Origin of the sequence: Enterobacter cloacae complex sp. ECL352 (assembly GCF_020149545.1) — a bacterium.
Classification (GTDB): Bacteria; Pseudomonadota; Gammaproteobacteria; order Enterobacterales; family Enterobacteriaceae; genus Enterobacter; species Enterobacter asburiae_B.
Map to the genome: position 1 here is coordinate 665,134 of NZ_CP083709.1, position 15,393 is coordinate 680,526.

A 15,393-nucleotide genomic window follows, 5' to 3' on the forward strand; every position below is an offset into this window, starting at 1 on the left:
AGGTCATTAAAAATCGATGACCTTTTTACGGGAGTTCTGATGTCGTTACCTGGCTTAATTGCAAAAAAATGTGACAGCGCACAGGTTTTTCTCTGAAGCTGGCGCGCAAATTTGCTCGACGGCGGTGCTTTTTATTCGGTCTGAACCGCACGATCGTTTACCATAGTGACGTCATTTTTTAACAGGATGGTATTACTGGTGTCTGACTCTGCCGCTCGCCCGACTTTTTTATTCCATGACTACGAAACCTTTGGCACGCACCCGGCGCTGGACCGACCGGCGCAGTTTGCCGCCATCCGTACCGACGACGAATTCAACATTATTGGCGAGCCTGAGGTCTTTTACTGCAAACCGGCTGATGACTACCTGCCGCAACCCGGGGCGGTCATGGTCACCGGGATCACTCCTCAGGAAGCGCGCGAGAAAGGCGTTAACGAGGCAGAATTCGCCCGACGCATCCACGATCTGTTTACCGTCCCCAATACCTGCGTGGTCGGTTACAACAACATCCGCTTCGATGACGAAGTAACGCGCAACATCTTCTATCGCAACTTCTACGATCCCTATGCCTGGAGCTGGCAGAACCGCAATTCACGCTGGGATTTGCTCGACATCATGCGCGCCTGTTATGCCCTGCGTCCTGAGGGCATTAACTGGCCGGAAAATGAGGAAGGGCTGACCAGCTTCCGGCTGGAACACCTGACGCGCGCCAACGGCATCGAGCACAGCAATGCCCACGACGCGATGGCGGACGTCTATGCCACCATTGCCATGGCGAAGCTGGTGAAAAGCGCGCAGCCCCGGCTGTTTGAGTATCTGCTGAGCCACCGCAGTAAACAGAAGTTAACCACGCTGATTGATGTCCCACAGATGAAGCCGCTGGTGCATATCTCCGGCATGTTTGGCGCCTGGCGCGGGAATACCAGCTGGGTCGCCCCGCTGGCCTGGCATCCGGACAACCGTAATGCGGTCATCATGGTGGATTTAGCTGGCGATATTTCGCCGCTGCTTGAGCTCGACAGCGATACCCTGCGCGAACGGCTTTATACTCCGAAAAATGAACTCGGCGATCTGCCTGCGGTGCCGGTCAAACTGGTGCATATCAATAAATGTCCGGTACTCGCGCAGGCGAATACGCTGCGCCCGGAAGATGCGGACAGACTGGGCATTAACCGTCAGCACTGCCTCGATAACCTGAAAGTGCTGCGCGATAACCCGCAGGTGCGCGAGAAAGTGGTTGCTATCTTTGCCGAGGCGGAGCCGTTCGTGCCGTCTGAAAACGTTGATGCCCAGCTCTACAACGGCTTCTTCAGCGATGCCGACCGCGCGGCGATGAATATCGTTCTGCAAACCGAGCCGCGTAACTTACCGGCGCTGGATATTACTTTCGCCGATAAACGCATCGAAAAGCTGATGTTTAACTACCGCGCGCGTAACTTCCCCGGCACGCTGGACGAGGCAGAGCAGGATCGCTGGCTGCAGCATCGTCGCAATGTCTTTACCCAGGAGTTCCTTAATAGCTATGCTCAGGAGCTGGAAATGCTTTATGGCCAGTATGAAGGGAATGCTGAGAAACAGGCGCTGTTGAAATCCCTGTTCCAGTACGCTCAAGAGATTGTCTGAGCGAGGGGTATAAAAAAAAGCCGGAGGCGATGTCTCCGGCTTTTTTTTGCCCGATGGCGCAGGCCTACGGGCTTTGTAGGTCGGGTAAGGCGTAGCCGCCACCCGACACGGAATTACGCGACGTCTTCGTACTGTGGAACCGGGTTACGGAAGCTCTTCGTGACGCAGGCCAGGTAAACCAAACCGATAGCACCCCAGATCAAACCCAGAACCATAGAGCTCTCTTCCAGGTTAATCCACAGCGCGCCCACGGTCAGGGCACCACACACTGGCAGCACCAGATAGTTGAAGTGGTCTTTCAGCGTTTTGTTGCGCTTCTCACGGATCCAGAACTGGGAGATGACGGAGAGGTTAACGAAGGTAAACGCCACCAGCGCACCGAAGTTAATCAGCGCGGTCGCCGTCACCAGGTCGAATTTAATCGCCAGCAGGGCAATAGCGCCAACCAGCAGCACGTTCCACGCCGGAGTACGCCATTTCGGATGAACGTAGCCGAAGAAACGGGTCGGGAATACGCCGTCACGGCCCATCACGTACATCAGACGAGAAACGCCTGCGTGTGCCGCCATGCCGGACGCCAGTACGGTCACGCTGGAGAAGATCAGCACGCCCCACTGGAAGGTTTTACCCGCAACATACAGCATGATTTCAGGCTGTGACGCATCCGGATCTTTAAAGCGAGAGATATCCGGGAAGTACAGCTGCAGGAAGTAGGAAGCTCCGATAAAGATCAGGCCGCCAATCAGCGCTGTCAGGAAAATCGCTTTCGGGATCACGCGCTCAGCATCTTTGGTCTCTTCGGACAGAGAAGAGATACCGTCAAAGCCCAGGAACGAGAAGCACAGAATTGTCGCACCGGTAATCATCGGCACAACGTGCGCACCTTCAGACCAGAATGGACGCGTGCTGGTCAGCGTACCTGCACCTTCACCGTGAGAAACACCGTAGATGATCAGGCCAACGATAACCGCCACAATGCCCATCTGCAGAATAACAATCAGGGTATTGAAGTTCGCCACGGTCTTGATGCTGCGCAGGTTAGAGATGGTCATAAAGGCCACCAGCGCGACAACGAAGATCCACGATGGAACAGAAGGCACCAGCGCTTCGAAGTAAATTTTTGCCAGCAGAATGTTGATCATCGGCATGAACAGATAGTCCAGCAGAGATGACCAGCCCACCATAAAGCCAACCGCCGGGCTGATGGATTTTTGGGCATAGGTGTAGGCAGAGCCTGCAGACGGGAAACGGCGAACCAGTTTACCGTAGCTCAGCGCAGTAAAGAGAATAGCGACCAGCGCAAAGGCGTAAGCCGTTGCCACGTGACCGTCTGTGAGGCCCGATACGATACCGAATGTATCGAACAGCGTCATCGGTTGCATATAGGCAAGGCCCATCATAACAACCGGAATCAACGTAAGCGTTTTACGTAATTCCACGCGAGAGGTGTTTGGAGTTGCGTTATGCGACATAGTTATTCTCCTTTACGGTGATAACCGCCACGTAAGCGAAAAATTGCCCCATTTCTTTCTTCCTCAGCGACAACAACTGTCGGATTTTAGTAAATATCTATCCGGTACGAAGCCCGGCCTCTTGGTTTTTAGTTTCGTTTCGTACATGCAAAAAAAAATAACCGACGCCTTTTATATCGTCGATTATTCATTTGGTTGCAGCGGCGGCATTTTGCCCCACATCGGATACAAAAGGCAATACTTTACAAAGCACGGGACAATTTTCTTTTTGCTAACTGGCTGATTTCTGGACGCCGGGCTGAGAGTAAACGGCGGCGATAGCACTATTTGCTAAAATCTCGTCTCGCCACCAGGCGCTTGCAAGCCCGGCAGTTTGTTCATTCCAGCCTACCCACACCGATTCATTACTGCTTTGAGCAAGTACCTGTTTTTCAACAAGCGCACCGCTGTCTATAAACCGCTGCGCCAGATAGCGGGGCAAATAGCCGCAGCCCAGGCCGCTTATTTGCAGTTCCAGCTTGGTTTTAAAATCGAAAACGGTAATGGCCTCCTGCTCATCAAGCAGCTGCGAGGAGACCGAACATTCCGGACGCGAGCTGTCCCCGACCACGATGGCTCGGTAGCCTTTAATTACGCGACGGTTAAGCGGCTCGGGTTCCTGAGCCAGCGGATGATGGGGCGCTACGGCAAACACCTGCTCGAGCACGCCGAGGCGGGCAAAACCAAAATCACTCAGTTGGGGAGGCTCATGGAGTGCACCGACAAAAATATCCGCCCTGCCCTGCGTCAAGGCTTCCCAGGAGCCACCCAGCACGCCGTTGATAAAGATAAGCCGGGTCACGCTGTGGTGTTGATAGAAGGCTTCGATCAGCGGCGTCAGGAGAGAAAACGGAAAGGTATCATCCACGCCAATAACCAGCTCGTTTTCCCACCCCTGATGGAGTTTAACGGCCTGTTTTTCGAGTTCACGAACGGTATGGAGGACTTCGCGGCCTTTTTCCAGCAGCATCTGTCCGGTACGGGTAAAACGTGCGCGGTGCCCGGAGCGATCGAGGATCTGGATATTGAGATCGCTTTCCAGTTTTTGAACGGTATAGCTCAGCGCAGATGGGGTTTTGTAGAGCTTTGCTGACGCAGCGGCAAAGCTCCCCTCTTTTTCCAGAGCATCCAGAATAATAAGAACATCCAGCAGCGGTTTCATGCTCGCCCCCCTTCTGGTGCGCGATCGTCTCCGCTGCGGGTCTTATTCCATGGGCATCACCAGCGGATCGGGATACTGATACTCAAACCCCAGCTCATGACAAATGCGATTGCCATCAACAATTTTGCCTTTACTGTCATCCTTTGCCTCACCAAAAACCGGCGGAGCCAGACCCAGCTGACGTGCCATCAGCGGGTAAAACGTGCTGCGCGCCGGATGAGAAGGTGCACATATATTATAGATGTGTCCACCTTTCGGAGCCTGTAAGAGTAGCTCAATCGCTGCAACAACATCGTCAAGATGCACAAGATTGACGACATGCTGGCCGTCTGGCGCAGACTTACCGGCAAAAAAGCGTCCCGGATGGCGGCCAGGGCCCACCAGCCCCGCCAGACGTACAATATCGACCTGCGTGCCGGGAAGATGATGCAGCCAGTCTTCCAGCTCTTTCAGAACCTGACCGCTCGCCGTCACGGGACGGCGCTCGGAACTCTCTTTCACCACGCCCTCAACTTCGCCATACACCGACGTCGAGCTGGTAAAAATGATGCGCGGAACATGGTGCGCCAGCGCGCTGTCGACGATCTCCTGTATCGCCTGCAGATAAAACGACTCTCCCGGGCCACTGCGCCGCGCGGGGAGCGTGATCACCAGCGCATCGACGTTCATCAGCGTGTCCAGATCGTCAGCATCACACACCAGCTCCGGTTCAAGGCGCAGCTCAACGCCATCAATACCGCACATGCGCGCTGCCTCTACCCCATCCGCCGTGGTTTTGCTCCCGGTCACCTGCCAGCCTTTCGCGGCTAATGACATCGCCAGCGGCATTCCCAGCCATCCTAAACCGACAATCGCGACCTTTTTCATGCGAATTCTCCTGACTCTCACTCGTCTTTTATAAGGCTACGCCAGCCCGGCAGAACACACAATTCATAGCATCAATATGAAATGAATTAATGATCAAAAAAAGCCCTTGCAATATGTCGTACAACTGGTTTAGGTTAAAAGACATCAAATGAATAAGCATTCATCGAGAATTTATATGACACGCGTTCAATTTAAACACCACCATCATCACCATCATCCTGACTAGTCTTTCAGGCGATGTGTGCTGGAAGACGTTTGGATCTTCCAGTGGTGCATGAACGCATGAAAAAGCCCCCGGAAGATCTTCTTCCGGGGGCTTTTTTTTGGACCGAATTCAGACAGGTTAAAACAGGTTAACGAGGAATAAAGAATGTTAGATAACTCACGCTTACGCATAGCTATTCAAAAATCAGGCCGTTTGAGCGACGACTCGCGCGAACTGCTGGCCCGCTGCGGGATTAAAATTAACCTGCACACCCAGCGCCTGATTGCTCTGGCTGAAAACATGCCCATCGACATTCTGCGCGTACGTGATGACGATATTCCCGGCCTGGTCATGGATGGCGTCGTTGACCTCGGCATTATAGGGGAAAACGTGCTGGAAGAAGAGCTGCTGACCCGCCGCGCGCAGGGCGAAGATCCGCGTTACTTCACCCTGCGTCGTCTGGACTTCGGCGGCTGCCGCCTGTCCCTGGCTACGCCGGTTGACGAAGCGTGGGACGGCCCGGCCGCGCTGAACGGCAAACGTATTGCCACCTCTTACCCTCACCTGTTAAAGCGTTATCTCGACCAGAAAGGCGTGCAGTTTAAATCCTGCCTGCTGAACGGCTCCGTTGAAGTGGCGCCGCGTGCGGGTCTGGCTGACGCCATCTGTGACCTCGTCTCTACCGGCGCGACGCTAGAAGCCAACGGTCTGCGCGAAGTGGAAGTGATCTACCGCTCTAAAGCGTGCCTGATTCAGCGCGACGGCGACATGGCCGACGCCAAGCAGCAGCTGATCGACAAGCTGCTGACCCGCATTCAGGGCGTGATTCAGGCGCGTGAGTCTAAATACATCATGATGCACGCCCCAACCGAGCGTCTGGATGAAGTGATTGCCCTGCTGCCGGGAGCTGAGCGTCCAACCATCCTGCCGCTGGCGGGCGATCAGCAGCGCGTGGCGATGCACATGGTGAGCAGCGAAACCCTGTTCTGGGAAACCATGGAAAAACTGAAGGCGCTGGGTGCAAGCTCCATCCTGGTGCTGCCTATTGAGAAGATGATGGAGTAATGGCCATGAGCTTTAACACAATCATCGACTGGAATACCTGTAGCGACGCACAGCAGCGCGAGCTGCTGATGCGCCCGGCGATTTCCGCCTCTGAGAGCATCTCACGCACCGTGGCGGAGATCCTGGATAATGTCAAAGCCCGCGGCGATGACGCGCTGCGTGAATACAGCGCAAAATTTGATAAGACGGAAGTCGGCGCATTACGGGTAACCGAGCAGGAAATCATTGACGCCAGCAATCGTCTGGGTGACGACATCAAACAGGCGATGGCCGTCGCGGTGAAAAACATTGATACCTTCCACACCGCGCAAAAGCTGCAGACCGTGGATGTCGAAACCCTGCCCGGCGTGCGTTGCCAGCAGGTCACGCGCCCGGTTGCCTCCGTCGGCCTCTATATTCCAGGCGGCTCTGCCCCGCTTTTCTCCACCGTGCTGATGCTGGCGACTCCCGCACGCATTGCAGGGTGTCAAAAAGTGGTGCTTTGCTCACCGCCACCGATTGCCGACGAGATCCTTTATGCGGCGAAGCTGTGCGGCGTGCAGGCGGTATATAAAGTGGGCGGCGCGCAGGCGATTTCAGCCCTGGCGTTTGGCACAGAATCCATTCCGAAGGTCGACAAAATCTTTGGCCCGGGCAATGCGTACGTGACCGAAGCCAAGCGCCAGGTCAGCCAGCGTCTGGACGGCGCGGCCATCGATATGCCTGCCGGCCCGTCTGAAGTGCTGGTGATTGCCGACAGCGGCGCAACGCCGGACTTCGTGGCGTCCGACCTGCTTTCTCAGGCGGAACACGGCCCGGACTCGCAGGTCATCCTGCTGACGCCGGATGCCGATATGGCGAAACGCGTGGGCGAAGCCGTTGAGCGTCAGCTTGCCGACCTGCCCCGCGCCGACACGGCACGCCAGGCGCTAGCGGCCAGTCGCCTGATTGTGGCGCGCGACCTGGACCAGTGTATTGCCATCTCCAACCAGTACGGCCCGGAGCACCTGATCATTCAGACCCGCAACGCGCGCGATCTGGTTGAAAGCATTACCAGCGCGGGCTCGGTGTTCCTCGGCGACTGGTCACCGGAGTCCGCGGGCGATTACGCCTCCGGCACCAACCACGTTCTGCCGACGTATGGCTATACCTCTACCTGCTCCAGCCTGGGCCTGGCGGATTTCCAGAAACGCATGACCGTGCAGGAACTCTCCCGCGAAGGGTTTGCGTCACTGGCTTCGACTATTGAAACCCTGGCTGCCGCCGAGCGGCTGACCGCCCACAAAAATGCCGTTACGCTGCGCGTTGCAGCCCTGAAGGAGCATGCATGAACATTGAAGAGTTAGCCCGCAAAAATGTCCGTCGCCTGACGCCTTATCAGTCGGCGCGTCGTCTGGGCGGTAAAGGGGATGTCTGGCTGAACGCCAACGAATTCCCGACGGCGGTGCAGTTCGAACTGTCGCAGCAAACGCTGAACCGCTATCCGGAGTGTCAGCCAAAGGCCGTTATTGAAAACTACGCGCAGTACGCGGGCGTGAAGCCGGAGCAGGTGCTGGTCAGCCGCGGCGCGGATGAGGGTATTGAACTGCTGATCCGCGCCTTCTGCGAGCCGGGCAAAGACGAGGTGATGTACTGCCAGCCGACCTACGGTATGTACAGCGTCAGCGCGGAAACCTTCGGCGTGGCGTGCCGCAACGTGCAGGCGCTCGAGAACTGGCAGCTGGATCTGCAGGGCATCGCCGACAATCTCGATGGCGTAAAAGTGGTGTTTGTCTGTAGCCCGAACAACCCGACCGGACAGATTATCAACCCGCAGGATATCCGCACCCTGCTGGAGATGACGCGCGGTAAAGCGCTGGTGGTTGCCGACGAAGCCTACATCGAGTTCTGCCCACAGGCGACGCTGGCAGGCTGGCTGGAAGAGTATCCGCACCTGGTGGTGTTGCGTACGCTGTCGAAAGCCTTTGCCCTTGCGGGCCTGCGCTGCGGCTTTACCCTGGCGAATAAAGAGGTCATCGACCTGCTGCTGAAAGTGATCGCCCCGTACCCGCTCTCGACGCCGGTTGCCGATATTGCGGCACAGGCGCTGACGCCACAGGGGATCAACGCGATGCGCGAGCGCGTGGCGCAAATCCTGGAGGAACGTCAGTATCTGGTGACCGCCCTGAAGGATATCCCTTGCGTGGAGCAGGTATTCGACTCGGAAACTAACTACATCCTGGTGCGCTTCACCGCATCGAGTGCCGTATTTAAATCTTTATGGGATCAGGGCATTATCTTACGAGACCAGAATAAACAACCTTCTCTGAGCGGATGCCTGCGCATTACCGTAGGCACCCGTGCAGAGAGCCAGCGCGTGATTGACGCCCTGAAAGCGGAGAAAGTATGACCCAGAAGATCCTTTTCATCGATCGTGACGGCACCCTTATTTCGGAGCCACCAGCCGATTTTCAGGTCGATCGATTCGACAAGCTGGCTTTTGAACCGGACGTGATCCCGGTGCTGCTTAATCTGCAAAAAGCAGGCTTTAAGCTGGTGATGATCACCAACCAGGACGGTCTGGGTACCGACAGCTTCCCGCAGGCGGACTTTGACGGCCCGCATAATCTGATGATGCAGGTGCTGACCTCTCAGGGCGTGGTATTTGATGAAGTGCTGATTTGCCCGCACATGCCGGCCGACGAGTGCAACTGCCGTAAGCCCAAGGTGAAGCTGGTAGAGCGCTACCTGGCTGAAGATGTGCTGGATAAAACCAACAGCTATGTCATCGGCGATCGCATCACCGATATCACGCTGGCGGAAAATATGGGCATCGCGGGGCTGCGCTACGACCGCAACAACCTGAACTGGGCGAAGATTGGCGAGCAGCTGACAAAACGCGACCGCTATTCCCACGTTGAGCGTAACACCAAAGAGACGCAGATTGATGTGAAGGTCTGGCTGGACCGTGAAGGCGGCAGCAAGATCCACACCGGCGTCGGTTTCTTCGATCACATGCTGGACCAGATTGCTACCCACGGCGGTTTCCGCATGGAAATTACGGTAAAAGGCGATCTCTACATAGACGATCACCACACCGTGGAAGATACCGGCCTGGCGCTGGGTGAAGCCCTGAAGCTGGCGCTCGGTGATAAACGCGGTATTAACCGTTTCGGCTTTGTCCTGCCGATGGACGAGTGTCTGGCGCGCTGCGCAATGGACATCTCCGGTCGTCCGCACCTGGAGTATAAAGCCGATTTCACCTACCAGCGCGTGGGCGATCTGAGCACCGAAATGGTGGAGCACTTCTTCCGCTCCTTGTCCTACACCATGGGCCTGACGCTGCACCTGAAGACCAAGGGCAAGAACGACCACCACCGCGTGGAGAGTCTCTTTAAAGCCTTTGGCCGTACCCTGCGCCAGGCAATTCGTGTGGAAGGTGACGCCCTGCCTTCATCGAAAGGAGTGCTGTAATGAACGTGGTCATTCTGGATACCGGATGCGCCAACCTGAACTCCGTGAAATCGGCCATTGCGCGCCACGGCTATGAGCCGGTGGTAAGCCGTGACCCGGACGTGGTGCTGCGCGCCGACAAACTCTTTTTACCGGGCGTGGGGACCGCGCAGGCGGCGATGGATCAAATTCGCGAACGCGAGCTGGTCGACCTGATCAAAGCCTGTACCCAGCCGGTGCTGGGCATTTGTCTGGGCATGCAGATCCTGGGCCGCCGCAGCGAAGAGAGCAACGGCGTCGACCTGCTGGGCATTATTGATGAAGACGTGCCGAAAATGACCGATCGCGGCCTGCCTCTGCCGCATATGGGCTGGAACCGCGTTTACGCCAAAGCGGGCGACCGGCTGTTTCGCGGCATCGAAGACGGCGCGTATTTTTACTTCGTGCACAGCTACGCCATGCCGGTGAACGCGAATACGATCGCCCAGTGCACCTACGGCGAGGCGTTTACGGCGGCCGTACAGAAAGACAACTTCTTCGGCGTGCAGTTTCACCCGGAGCGCTCTGGCGCCGTAGGCGCGCAGCTGCTGAAAAACTTCCTGGAGATGTGATGATTATTCCCGCGTTAGATTTAATTGACGGTACGGTTGTCCGTCTGCATCAGGGCGATTATGGACAGCAGCGCGATTACGGAAACGACCCGCTGCCGCGTCTGCAGGATTATGCCGCTCAGGGTGCGCAGGTACTGCACCTGGTGGATTTGACGGGCGCGAAAGATCCGGCGAAACGCCAGATCCCGCTGCTTAAACAACTTGTTGCGGGTGTTGATGTGCCCGTCCAGGTAGGCGGCGGCGTGCGTACGGAAGATGACGTCGCGGCGCTGCTGGACGCTGGCGTGGCCCGCGTGGTGGTGGGTTCAACCGCCGTGAAAGATCCTGAGACGGTGAAAGGCTGGTTCCGCCGCTTTGGTGCCGATGCCCTGGTGCTGGCGCTGGACGTGCGTATTGACGAACAGGGTAACAAGCAGGTTGCCGTTAGCGGCTGGCAGGAAAACTCCGGCGTGACGCTGGAAGAGCTGGTCGATATCTATCTGCCCGTTGGTCTGAAGCACGTGTTGTGTACGGACATCTCCCGCGACGGAACGCTGGCGGGCTCTAACGTCTCGCTGTATGAAGAGGTCTGTGCACGTTATCCGCAGGTGGCGTTCCAGTCTTCGGGCGGTATCGGTGATATCGGCGACGTGGCCGCGCTGCGTGGTACCGGTGTGCAGGGCGTGATTGTGGGCCGGGCCCTACTGGAAGGTAAATTTACAGTGACGGAGGCGATTCAATGCTGGCAAAACGGATAATCCCCTGCTTGGACGTACGCGATGGTCAGGTCGTGAAAGGCGTGCAGTTTCGCAACCACGAGATCATTGGAGACATCGTCCCGCTGGCAAAACGCTATGCCGATGAAGGCGCCGACGAGCTGGTCTTTTACGACATCACCGCCTCCAGCGATGGCCGCGTGGTCGATAAAAGCTGGGTGGCACGCGTGGCGGAAGTGATCGACATTCCGTTCTGCGTGGCGGGCGGTATTAAGTCCGCTGACGACGCCGCCAAAATTCTCTCCTTTGGCGCCGACAAGATTTCGATTAACTCCCCTGCCCTGGCCGACCCGGAGCTGATCACCCGCCTCGCCGATCGTTTTGGCGTGCAGTGTATTGTGGTTGGGATCGACACCTGGTATGACGCCGCAACGGGCAAGTACCACGTAAACCAGTACACCGGGGATGAAAGCCGCACGCGCGTGACGCAGTGGGAAACGCTCGACTGGGTGCAGGAAGTGCAGAAGCGTGGCGCGGGCGAAATTGTCCTCAACATGATGAACCAGGACGGCGTGCGTAACGGGTATGACCTCGAGCAGCTGAAAAAAGTCCGTGCGGTCTGCCACGTTCCGCTGATCGCCTCCGGCGGTGCGGGCACCATGGAACACTTCCTCGAAGCCTTCCGCGATGCGAACGTGGACGGCGCGCTGGCCGCGTCCGTGTTCCACAAACAGATTATTAATATTGGTGAGTTAAAAACGTACCTGGCCGACCAGGGCGTGGAGATCAGGGTATGTTAACAGAGCAACAACAGGCGCAGCTGGACTGGGAAAAAAATGACGGATTACTGCCGGTGGTTGTCCAGCATGCCGTCTCAGGCGAAGTGCTGATGCTGGGGTATATGAACCAGGACGCGCTGGCGAAAACAATCGACAGCGGCAAAGTGACCTTCCACTCGCGCACGAAACAGCGCCTGTGGACCAAAGGCGAGACCTCGGGTCATTTCCTGAATGTTGTGAGCATTACGCCAGACTGCGATAACGACACCCTGCTAGTGCTGGCAAACCCAATCGGCCCAACCTGCCATAAGGGCACCAGCAGCTGCTTCGGCGAGGCGAGCCACCAGTGGTTGTTCCTGTATCAACTGGAACAGCTGCTGGCAGAGCGTAAAACGGCGGATCCTGAAAGTTCCTACACCGCGAAGCTGTACGCCAGCGGTACCAAGCGCATCGCACAGAAGGTGGGAGAAGAAGGCGTTGAGACCGCGCTGGCCGCGACCGTACATGACCGCGAGGAGCTGACGAATGAAGCGTCTGATTTGATGTATCACCTGCTGGTGCTGCTGCAGGATCAGGAGCTGAATTTGACGGCGGTGATTGAGAATTTACGCAAACGTCACAAATAAAAAAACCGGGGAATATCCCCGGTTTTTTTAATCTGCAAATCAGGCTTTTGGTTTGTAGTTGCGCAATGCGTTGCGGCCAAGCACCACCCCAGAACCAATCATTCCGCCCAGCAGCACGGCAAGAATCAGAACAATCACTTTTTTCGGGCTGTCACGACGCACAGGGAGTTCAGGTTTCATAACATAACGATAAACGTGGATCGTGTCCGGGTTTACGTTCAGATTCTGGATGTCCAGTAGATTTCGCCTGGTCTGATAATAGGCTCTTGGAAAGACCAACGGAAGAGAAGCTTCGTTGTCAATCATGGATTTCAGCCCCTCACTTCCCAGCAGGAACATCGTTTCCTGAGTCACTTCCTGGGTTTGCTGGAGTCGCGGCGAGGTAATATTCGCTGCTTCAGCGTTCTTCAGTGCCTCAGCAATCTGTTTGATACGCAGATCTTTCTGTTCCTGAGCGACCTTCTCCTGGTTTTGCAGGGAAGCATTCAAGGTCTTTATTTGCTCTTTGATATTGTCATTAAGGTCAACGGCAAGCTCTTTCGCCGTTTGCTCATCAACCAGCTGAATGTACTGCGCCAACTGCTTTTGAGCTGCTTCTGCGGATGTACTGGTATAGGAGACGTTTAGTGGCAACGCTTGCCCTTTAACAGCAGGCTCGATGGTGAGTTTTTCAGGCTCTGCCTGATTGTCCAGCGCCTGCGATAACGCTGAGAAAGAAGCACTAAAACGATCAATAGCGCGCGTTTGGTTGTCAATCATTGTAGGTGCGGCGGTACCATACAGGATATTCAACGCATTAGAATAGGTGGCAATCTGAGCTGCGTCAGGTTGTGCAATGATTGCACTAGAAGTCCACTTTTCTTTTGCAACGGATAAATATCCAATTGCCAGGGCGATAGAAACAACAACGAAGGCTGCTATCACCCACTTCCCACGCCACAGCTGGAACACTAAATCAAGTAAATCAATTTGCTCAGGCTCGTTACCTGGAGCGACCTGGCCATTGTTATTTTGCGTCATACAATCCCTAACTGATAAAAAAGGGCAAACATAATTTTGTTTGTATAGTTTATCCATTACTGGCGATTTTTCTATAAGAATCCGATGAGTAATATCGGAAAGATGGGTTATGTAACTTACACCCTTCGCGCTATCATAGACGTCATCTGATGCGTTACGGTATCTATAGAATAGGGTTTATGAGGGAAGTTATGAAATTTTTAGTCACGGGTGCAGCAGGTTTTATCGGTGCGAATGTCAGTAAACGCCTCCTTGAGGCGGGTCATAAGGTTGTTGGTATCGATAACCTCAATGAATACTACGATGTCAACCTGAAGCTGGCACGCCTGGAACTGTTAAAATCTGAGAGTTTCACCTTCCACAAGCTGGAATTAGCTGACCGGGAAGGTATGGCCACGCTTTTCGCGGCTGAGAAGTTTGATCGTGTGATTCATCTGGCCGCGCAGGCGGGTGTACGTTACTCTCTTGAAAACCCTCACGCGTATGCCGATGCCAACCTTATCGGCCATCTCAACGTGCTCGAAGGCTGCCGCCATAATAACGTGCAGCATCTGCTTTATGCCTCGTCCAGCTCCGTATACGGCCTCAACCGCAAGATGCCCTTCTCCACTGACGATTCCGTGGATCACCCGGTCTCACTCTATGCTGCGACCAAAAAAGCCAATGAACTGATGTCGCATACCTATTCGCATCTGTACAACTTGCCGACCACCGGCCTGCGCTTCTTCACCGTGTACGGTCCGTGGGGACGCCCAGACATGGCGTTATTTAAGTTTACTAAGGCGATCATTGAAGGCAAAAGCATCGATGTCTATAACTACGGTAAGATGAAGCGCGACTTCACGTACATTGATGACATCGCTGAAGCAATTATTCGTCTGCAGAATGTTATTCCTCAGTCAGACACAAACTGGACCGTTGAGACCGGCTCCCCGGCAACTAGCTCAGCACCCTACAGGGTTTACAACATCGGTAACAGTTCGCCAGTCGAGCTTATGGATTACATTACCGCGCTGGAAGACGCGCTGGGTAAAAAAGCAGAAAAAAACATGCTGCCTCTCCAGCCTGGCGATGTTCTGGAAACCAGTGCCGATACCCAGGCGCTTTATGAGGTGATCGGATTTAAACCGCAAACCTCGGTTAAAGATGGGGTGAAGAACTTTGTAGACTGGTACAAACGTTTCTACAAAATTTGAATGCATTCATTATGTCTACGCCAAAAGGAACTGCTATGTCTATTCCAGTAATTCACCAGACAGATCTTATCGTGGGTCGCTCTGTTAAACTTCGAAATGTAAAAACCGATGATGCAGCTTTCATTGTCGCGCTAAGAACGAATGAGAAAAAGGGGCGATTTATAAGCACCACCTCTGATGATATTAAATCTCAAGAAAAATGGATAGCAGGTTATCTGAAAAGCGAGGGCCAAGCCTACTTCATCATTACCGACCTTGATGATATACCTTTTGGAACGGTAAGAATTTATGATCAGCAGCAAGATTCTTTCTGCTGGGGATCATGGGTCATTCATGAAGATGCACCTTCACACTTTGCAATTGAGTCGGCACTTCTAGTTTATTACTACGCTTTGAAATTAGGGTTTACCAGCGCCCACTTCGACGTACGTAAAGGTAATCATTCTGTCATCAGATTCCATGAGCGTTTCGGTGCTGTTCGTCAAAAAGAAACTGAGGATGATGTTCTTTTCACCATTTCGAAAGATAGCATTCAGCACTCAATGAACAAATTCAAAAAATATCTTCCTGAGCGTATTTTAATCAAATAAGAAACGTTTAACTACTCTAAGATTAGAGATTA

General features: G+C 54.7%; 17 protein-coding genes and 1 other annotated feature. Of the genes, 12 read left to right on the forward strand and 5 right to left on the reverse strand.

The features are described from left to right. Window positions 1-186 precede the first annotated feature (186 nt). On the forward strand, window positions 187-1,623 hold the full coding sequence (sbcB, locus tag LBF07_RS03160; RefSeq protein WP_370642521.1) for an exodeoxyribonuclease I: 1,437 nt from the start codon (window positions 187-189) through the stop codon (window positions 1,621-1,623). Between the two features lie 113 nt (window positions 1,624-1,736). Here sbcB and LBF07_RS03165 read toward each other — a convergent pair whose 3' ends face one another. From LBF07_RS03165 to LBF07_RS03180, 4 genes are all read right to left on the reverse strand, one after another. Next, the gene (locus tag LBF07_RS03165) at window positions 1,737-3,095 is read right to left on the reverse strand and encodes an APC family permease (protein ID WP_023336236.1); all 1,359 of its coding nucleotides are present in this window, start codon (window positions 3,093-3,095) and stop codon (window positions 1,737-1,739) included. Then, window positions 3,085-3,147 (reverse strand): membrane protein YoeI, encoded by a 63-nt coding sequence (gene yoeI / locus LBF07_RS03170; RefSeq protein ID WP_099458931.1) that lies wholly within the window; start codon window positions 3,145-3,147, stop codon window positions 3,085-3,087. Before yoeI ends, LBF07_RS03165 begins: the two co-directional genes overlap by 11 nt. Window positions 3,148-3,366: 219 nt before the next feature. Further along, entirely contained in the window at window positions 3,367-4,296 is a 930-nt protein-coding gene (locus LBF07_RS03175; protein ID WP_047173633.1) for a LysR substrate-binding domain-containing protein, read from the reverse strand. 42 nt (window positions 4,297-4,338) lie between these two features. Further along, a complete protein-coding gene (locus LBF07_RS03180; protein WP_094934012.1) occupies window positions 4,339-5,163 on the reverse strand; it encodes an SDR family oxidoreductase in 825 nt (274 codons plus the stop codon). A gap of 175 nt (window positions 5,164-5,338) precedes the next feature. On the opposite strand from LBF07_RS03180, the gene hisL reads away from it, so the two are divergent. The 9 genes from hisL (at window position 5,339) to hisIE (ending at window position 12,555) form a co-directional block, all read left to right on the forward strand. Then, window positions 5,339-5,389 (forward strand): his operon leader peptide, encoded by a 51-nt coding sequence (gene hisL, locus LBF07_RS03185; protein WP_001364200.1) that lies wholly within the window; start codon window positions 5,339-5,341, stop codon window positions 5,387-5,389. Continuing rightward, window positions 5,365-5,488, forward strand: a sequence feature (His leader region). It overlaps the preceding gene by 25 nt. Window positions 5,489-5,533: 45 nt before the next feature. After that, complete coding sequence (hisG, locus tag LBF07_RS03190) at window positions 5,534-6,433, forward strand: ATP phosphoribosyltransferase (protein ID WP_028018500.1); 900 nt, start codon at window positions 5,534-5,536, stop codon at window positions 6,431-6,433. 5 nt (window positions 6,434-6,438) lie between these two features. After that, window positions 6,439-7,743 (forward strand): histidinol dehydrogenase, encoded by a 1,305-nt coding sequence (hisD, locus tag LBF07_RS03195; RefSeq protein ID WP_094934303.1) that lies wholly within the window; start codon window positions 6,439-6,441, stop codon window positions 7,741-7,743. After that, window positions 7,740-8,801: a histidinol-phosphate transaminase gene (hisC, locus tag LBF07_RS03200; RefSeq protein ID WP_094934013.1), complete on the forward strand. Its 1,062-nt coding sequence runs from the start codon at window positions 7,740-7,742 to the stop codon at window positions 8,799-8,801. Before hisD ends, hisC begins: the two co-directional genes overlap by 4 nt. Continuing rightward, the gene (gene hisB, locus LBF07_RS03205; protein ID WP_094934014.1) at window positions 8,798-9,865 is read left to right on the forward strand and encodes a bifunctional histidinol-phosphatase/imidazoleglycerol-phosphate dehydratase HisB; all 1,068 of its coding nucleotides are present in this window, start codon (window positions 8,798-8,800) and stop codon (window positions 9,863-9,865) included. Before hisC ends, hisB begins: the two co-directional genes overlap by 4 nt. After that, on the forward strand, window positions 9,865-10,455 hold the full coding sequence (gene hisH, locus LBF07_RS03210) for an imidazole glycerol phosphate synthase subunit HisH (protein WP_094934015.1): 591 nt from the start codon (window positions 9,865-9,867) through the stop codon (window positions 10,453-10,455). The genes hisB and hisH overlap by 1 nt, the downstream gene beginning before the upstream one ends. Next, a complete protein-coding gene (gene hisA, locus LBF07_RS03215) occupies window positions 10,455-11,192 on the forward strand; it encodes a 1-(5-phosphoribosyl)-5-[(5-phosphoribosylamino)methylideneamino]imidazole-4-carboxamide isomerase (protein WP_094934016.1) in 738 nt (245 codons plus the stop codon). The genes hisH and hisA overlap by 1 nt, the downstream gene beginning before the upstream one ends. Further along, window positions 11,174-11,950, forward strand: a complete 777-nt coding sequence (hisF, locus tag LBF07_RS03220) for an imidazole glycerol phosphate synthase subunit HisF (RefSeq protein WP_023330862.1) — start codon at window positions 11,174-11,176, stop codon at window positions 11,948-11,950. The genes hisA and hisF overlap by 19 nt, the downstream gene beginning before the upstream one ends. Then, entirely contained in the window at window positions 11,944-12,555 is a 612-nt protein-coding gene (gene hisIE, locus LBF07_RS03225; RefSeq protein WP_094934017.1) for a bifunctional phosphoribosyl-AMP cyclohydrolase/phosphoribosyl-ATP diphosphatase HisIE, read from the forward strand. Before hisF ends, hisIE begins: the two co-directional genes overlap by 7 nt. A gap of 39 nt (window positions 12,556-12,594) precedes the next feature. On the opposite strand, the gene wzzB is transcribed toward hisIE, so the two are convergent. Next, complete coding sequence (wzzB, locus tag LBF07_RS03230) at window positions 12,595-13,575, reverse strand: LPS O-antigen chain length determinant protein WzzB (protein WP_094934018.1); 981 nt, start codon at window positions 13,573-13,575, stop codon at window positions 12,595-12,597. 191 nt (window positions 13,576-13,766) lie between these two features. Between wzzB and LBF07_RS03235 the strand changes: the two genes are divergently transcribed. Both LBF07_RS03235 and LBF07_RS03240 read left to right on the forward strand, forming a co-directional pair. After that, complete coding sequence (locus LBF07_RS03235) at window positions 13,767-14,771, forward strand: NAD-dependent epimerase (protein WP_094934019.1); 1,005 nt, start codon at window positions 13,767-13,769, stop codon at window positions 14,769-14,771. Window positions 14,772-14,806: 35 nt separating this feature from the next. Continuing rightward, a complete protein-coding gene (locus LBF07_RS03240; RefSeq protein WP_094934020.1) occupies window positions 14,807-15,361 on the forward strand; it encodes a GNAT family N-acetyltransferase in 555 nt (184 codons plus the stop codon). Window positions 15,362-15,393: the final 32 nt, after the last annotated feature.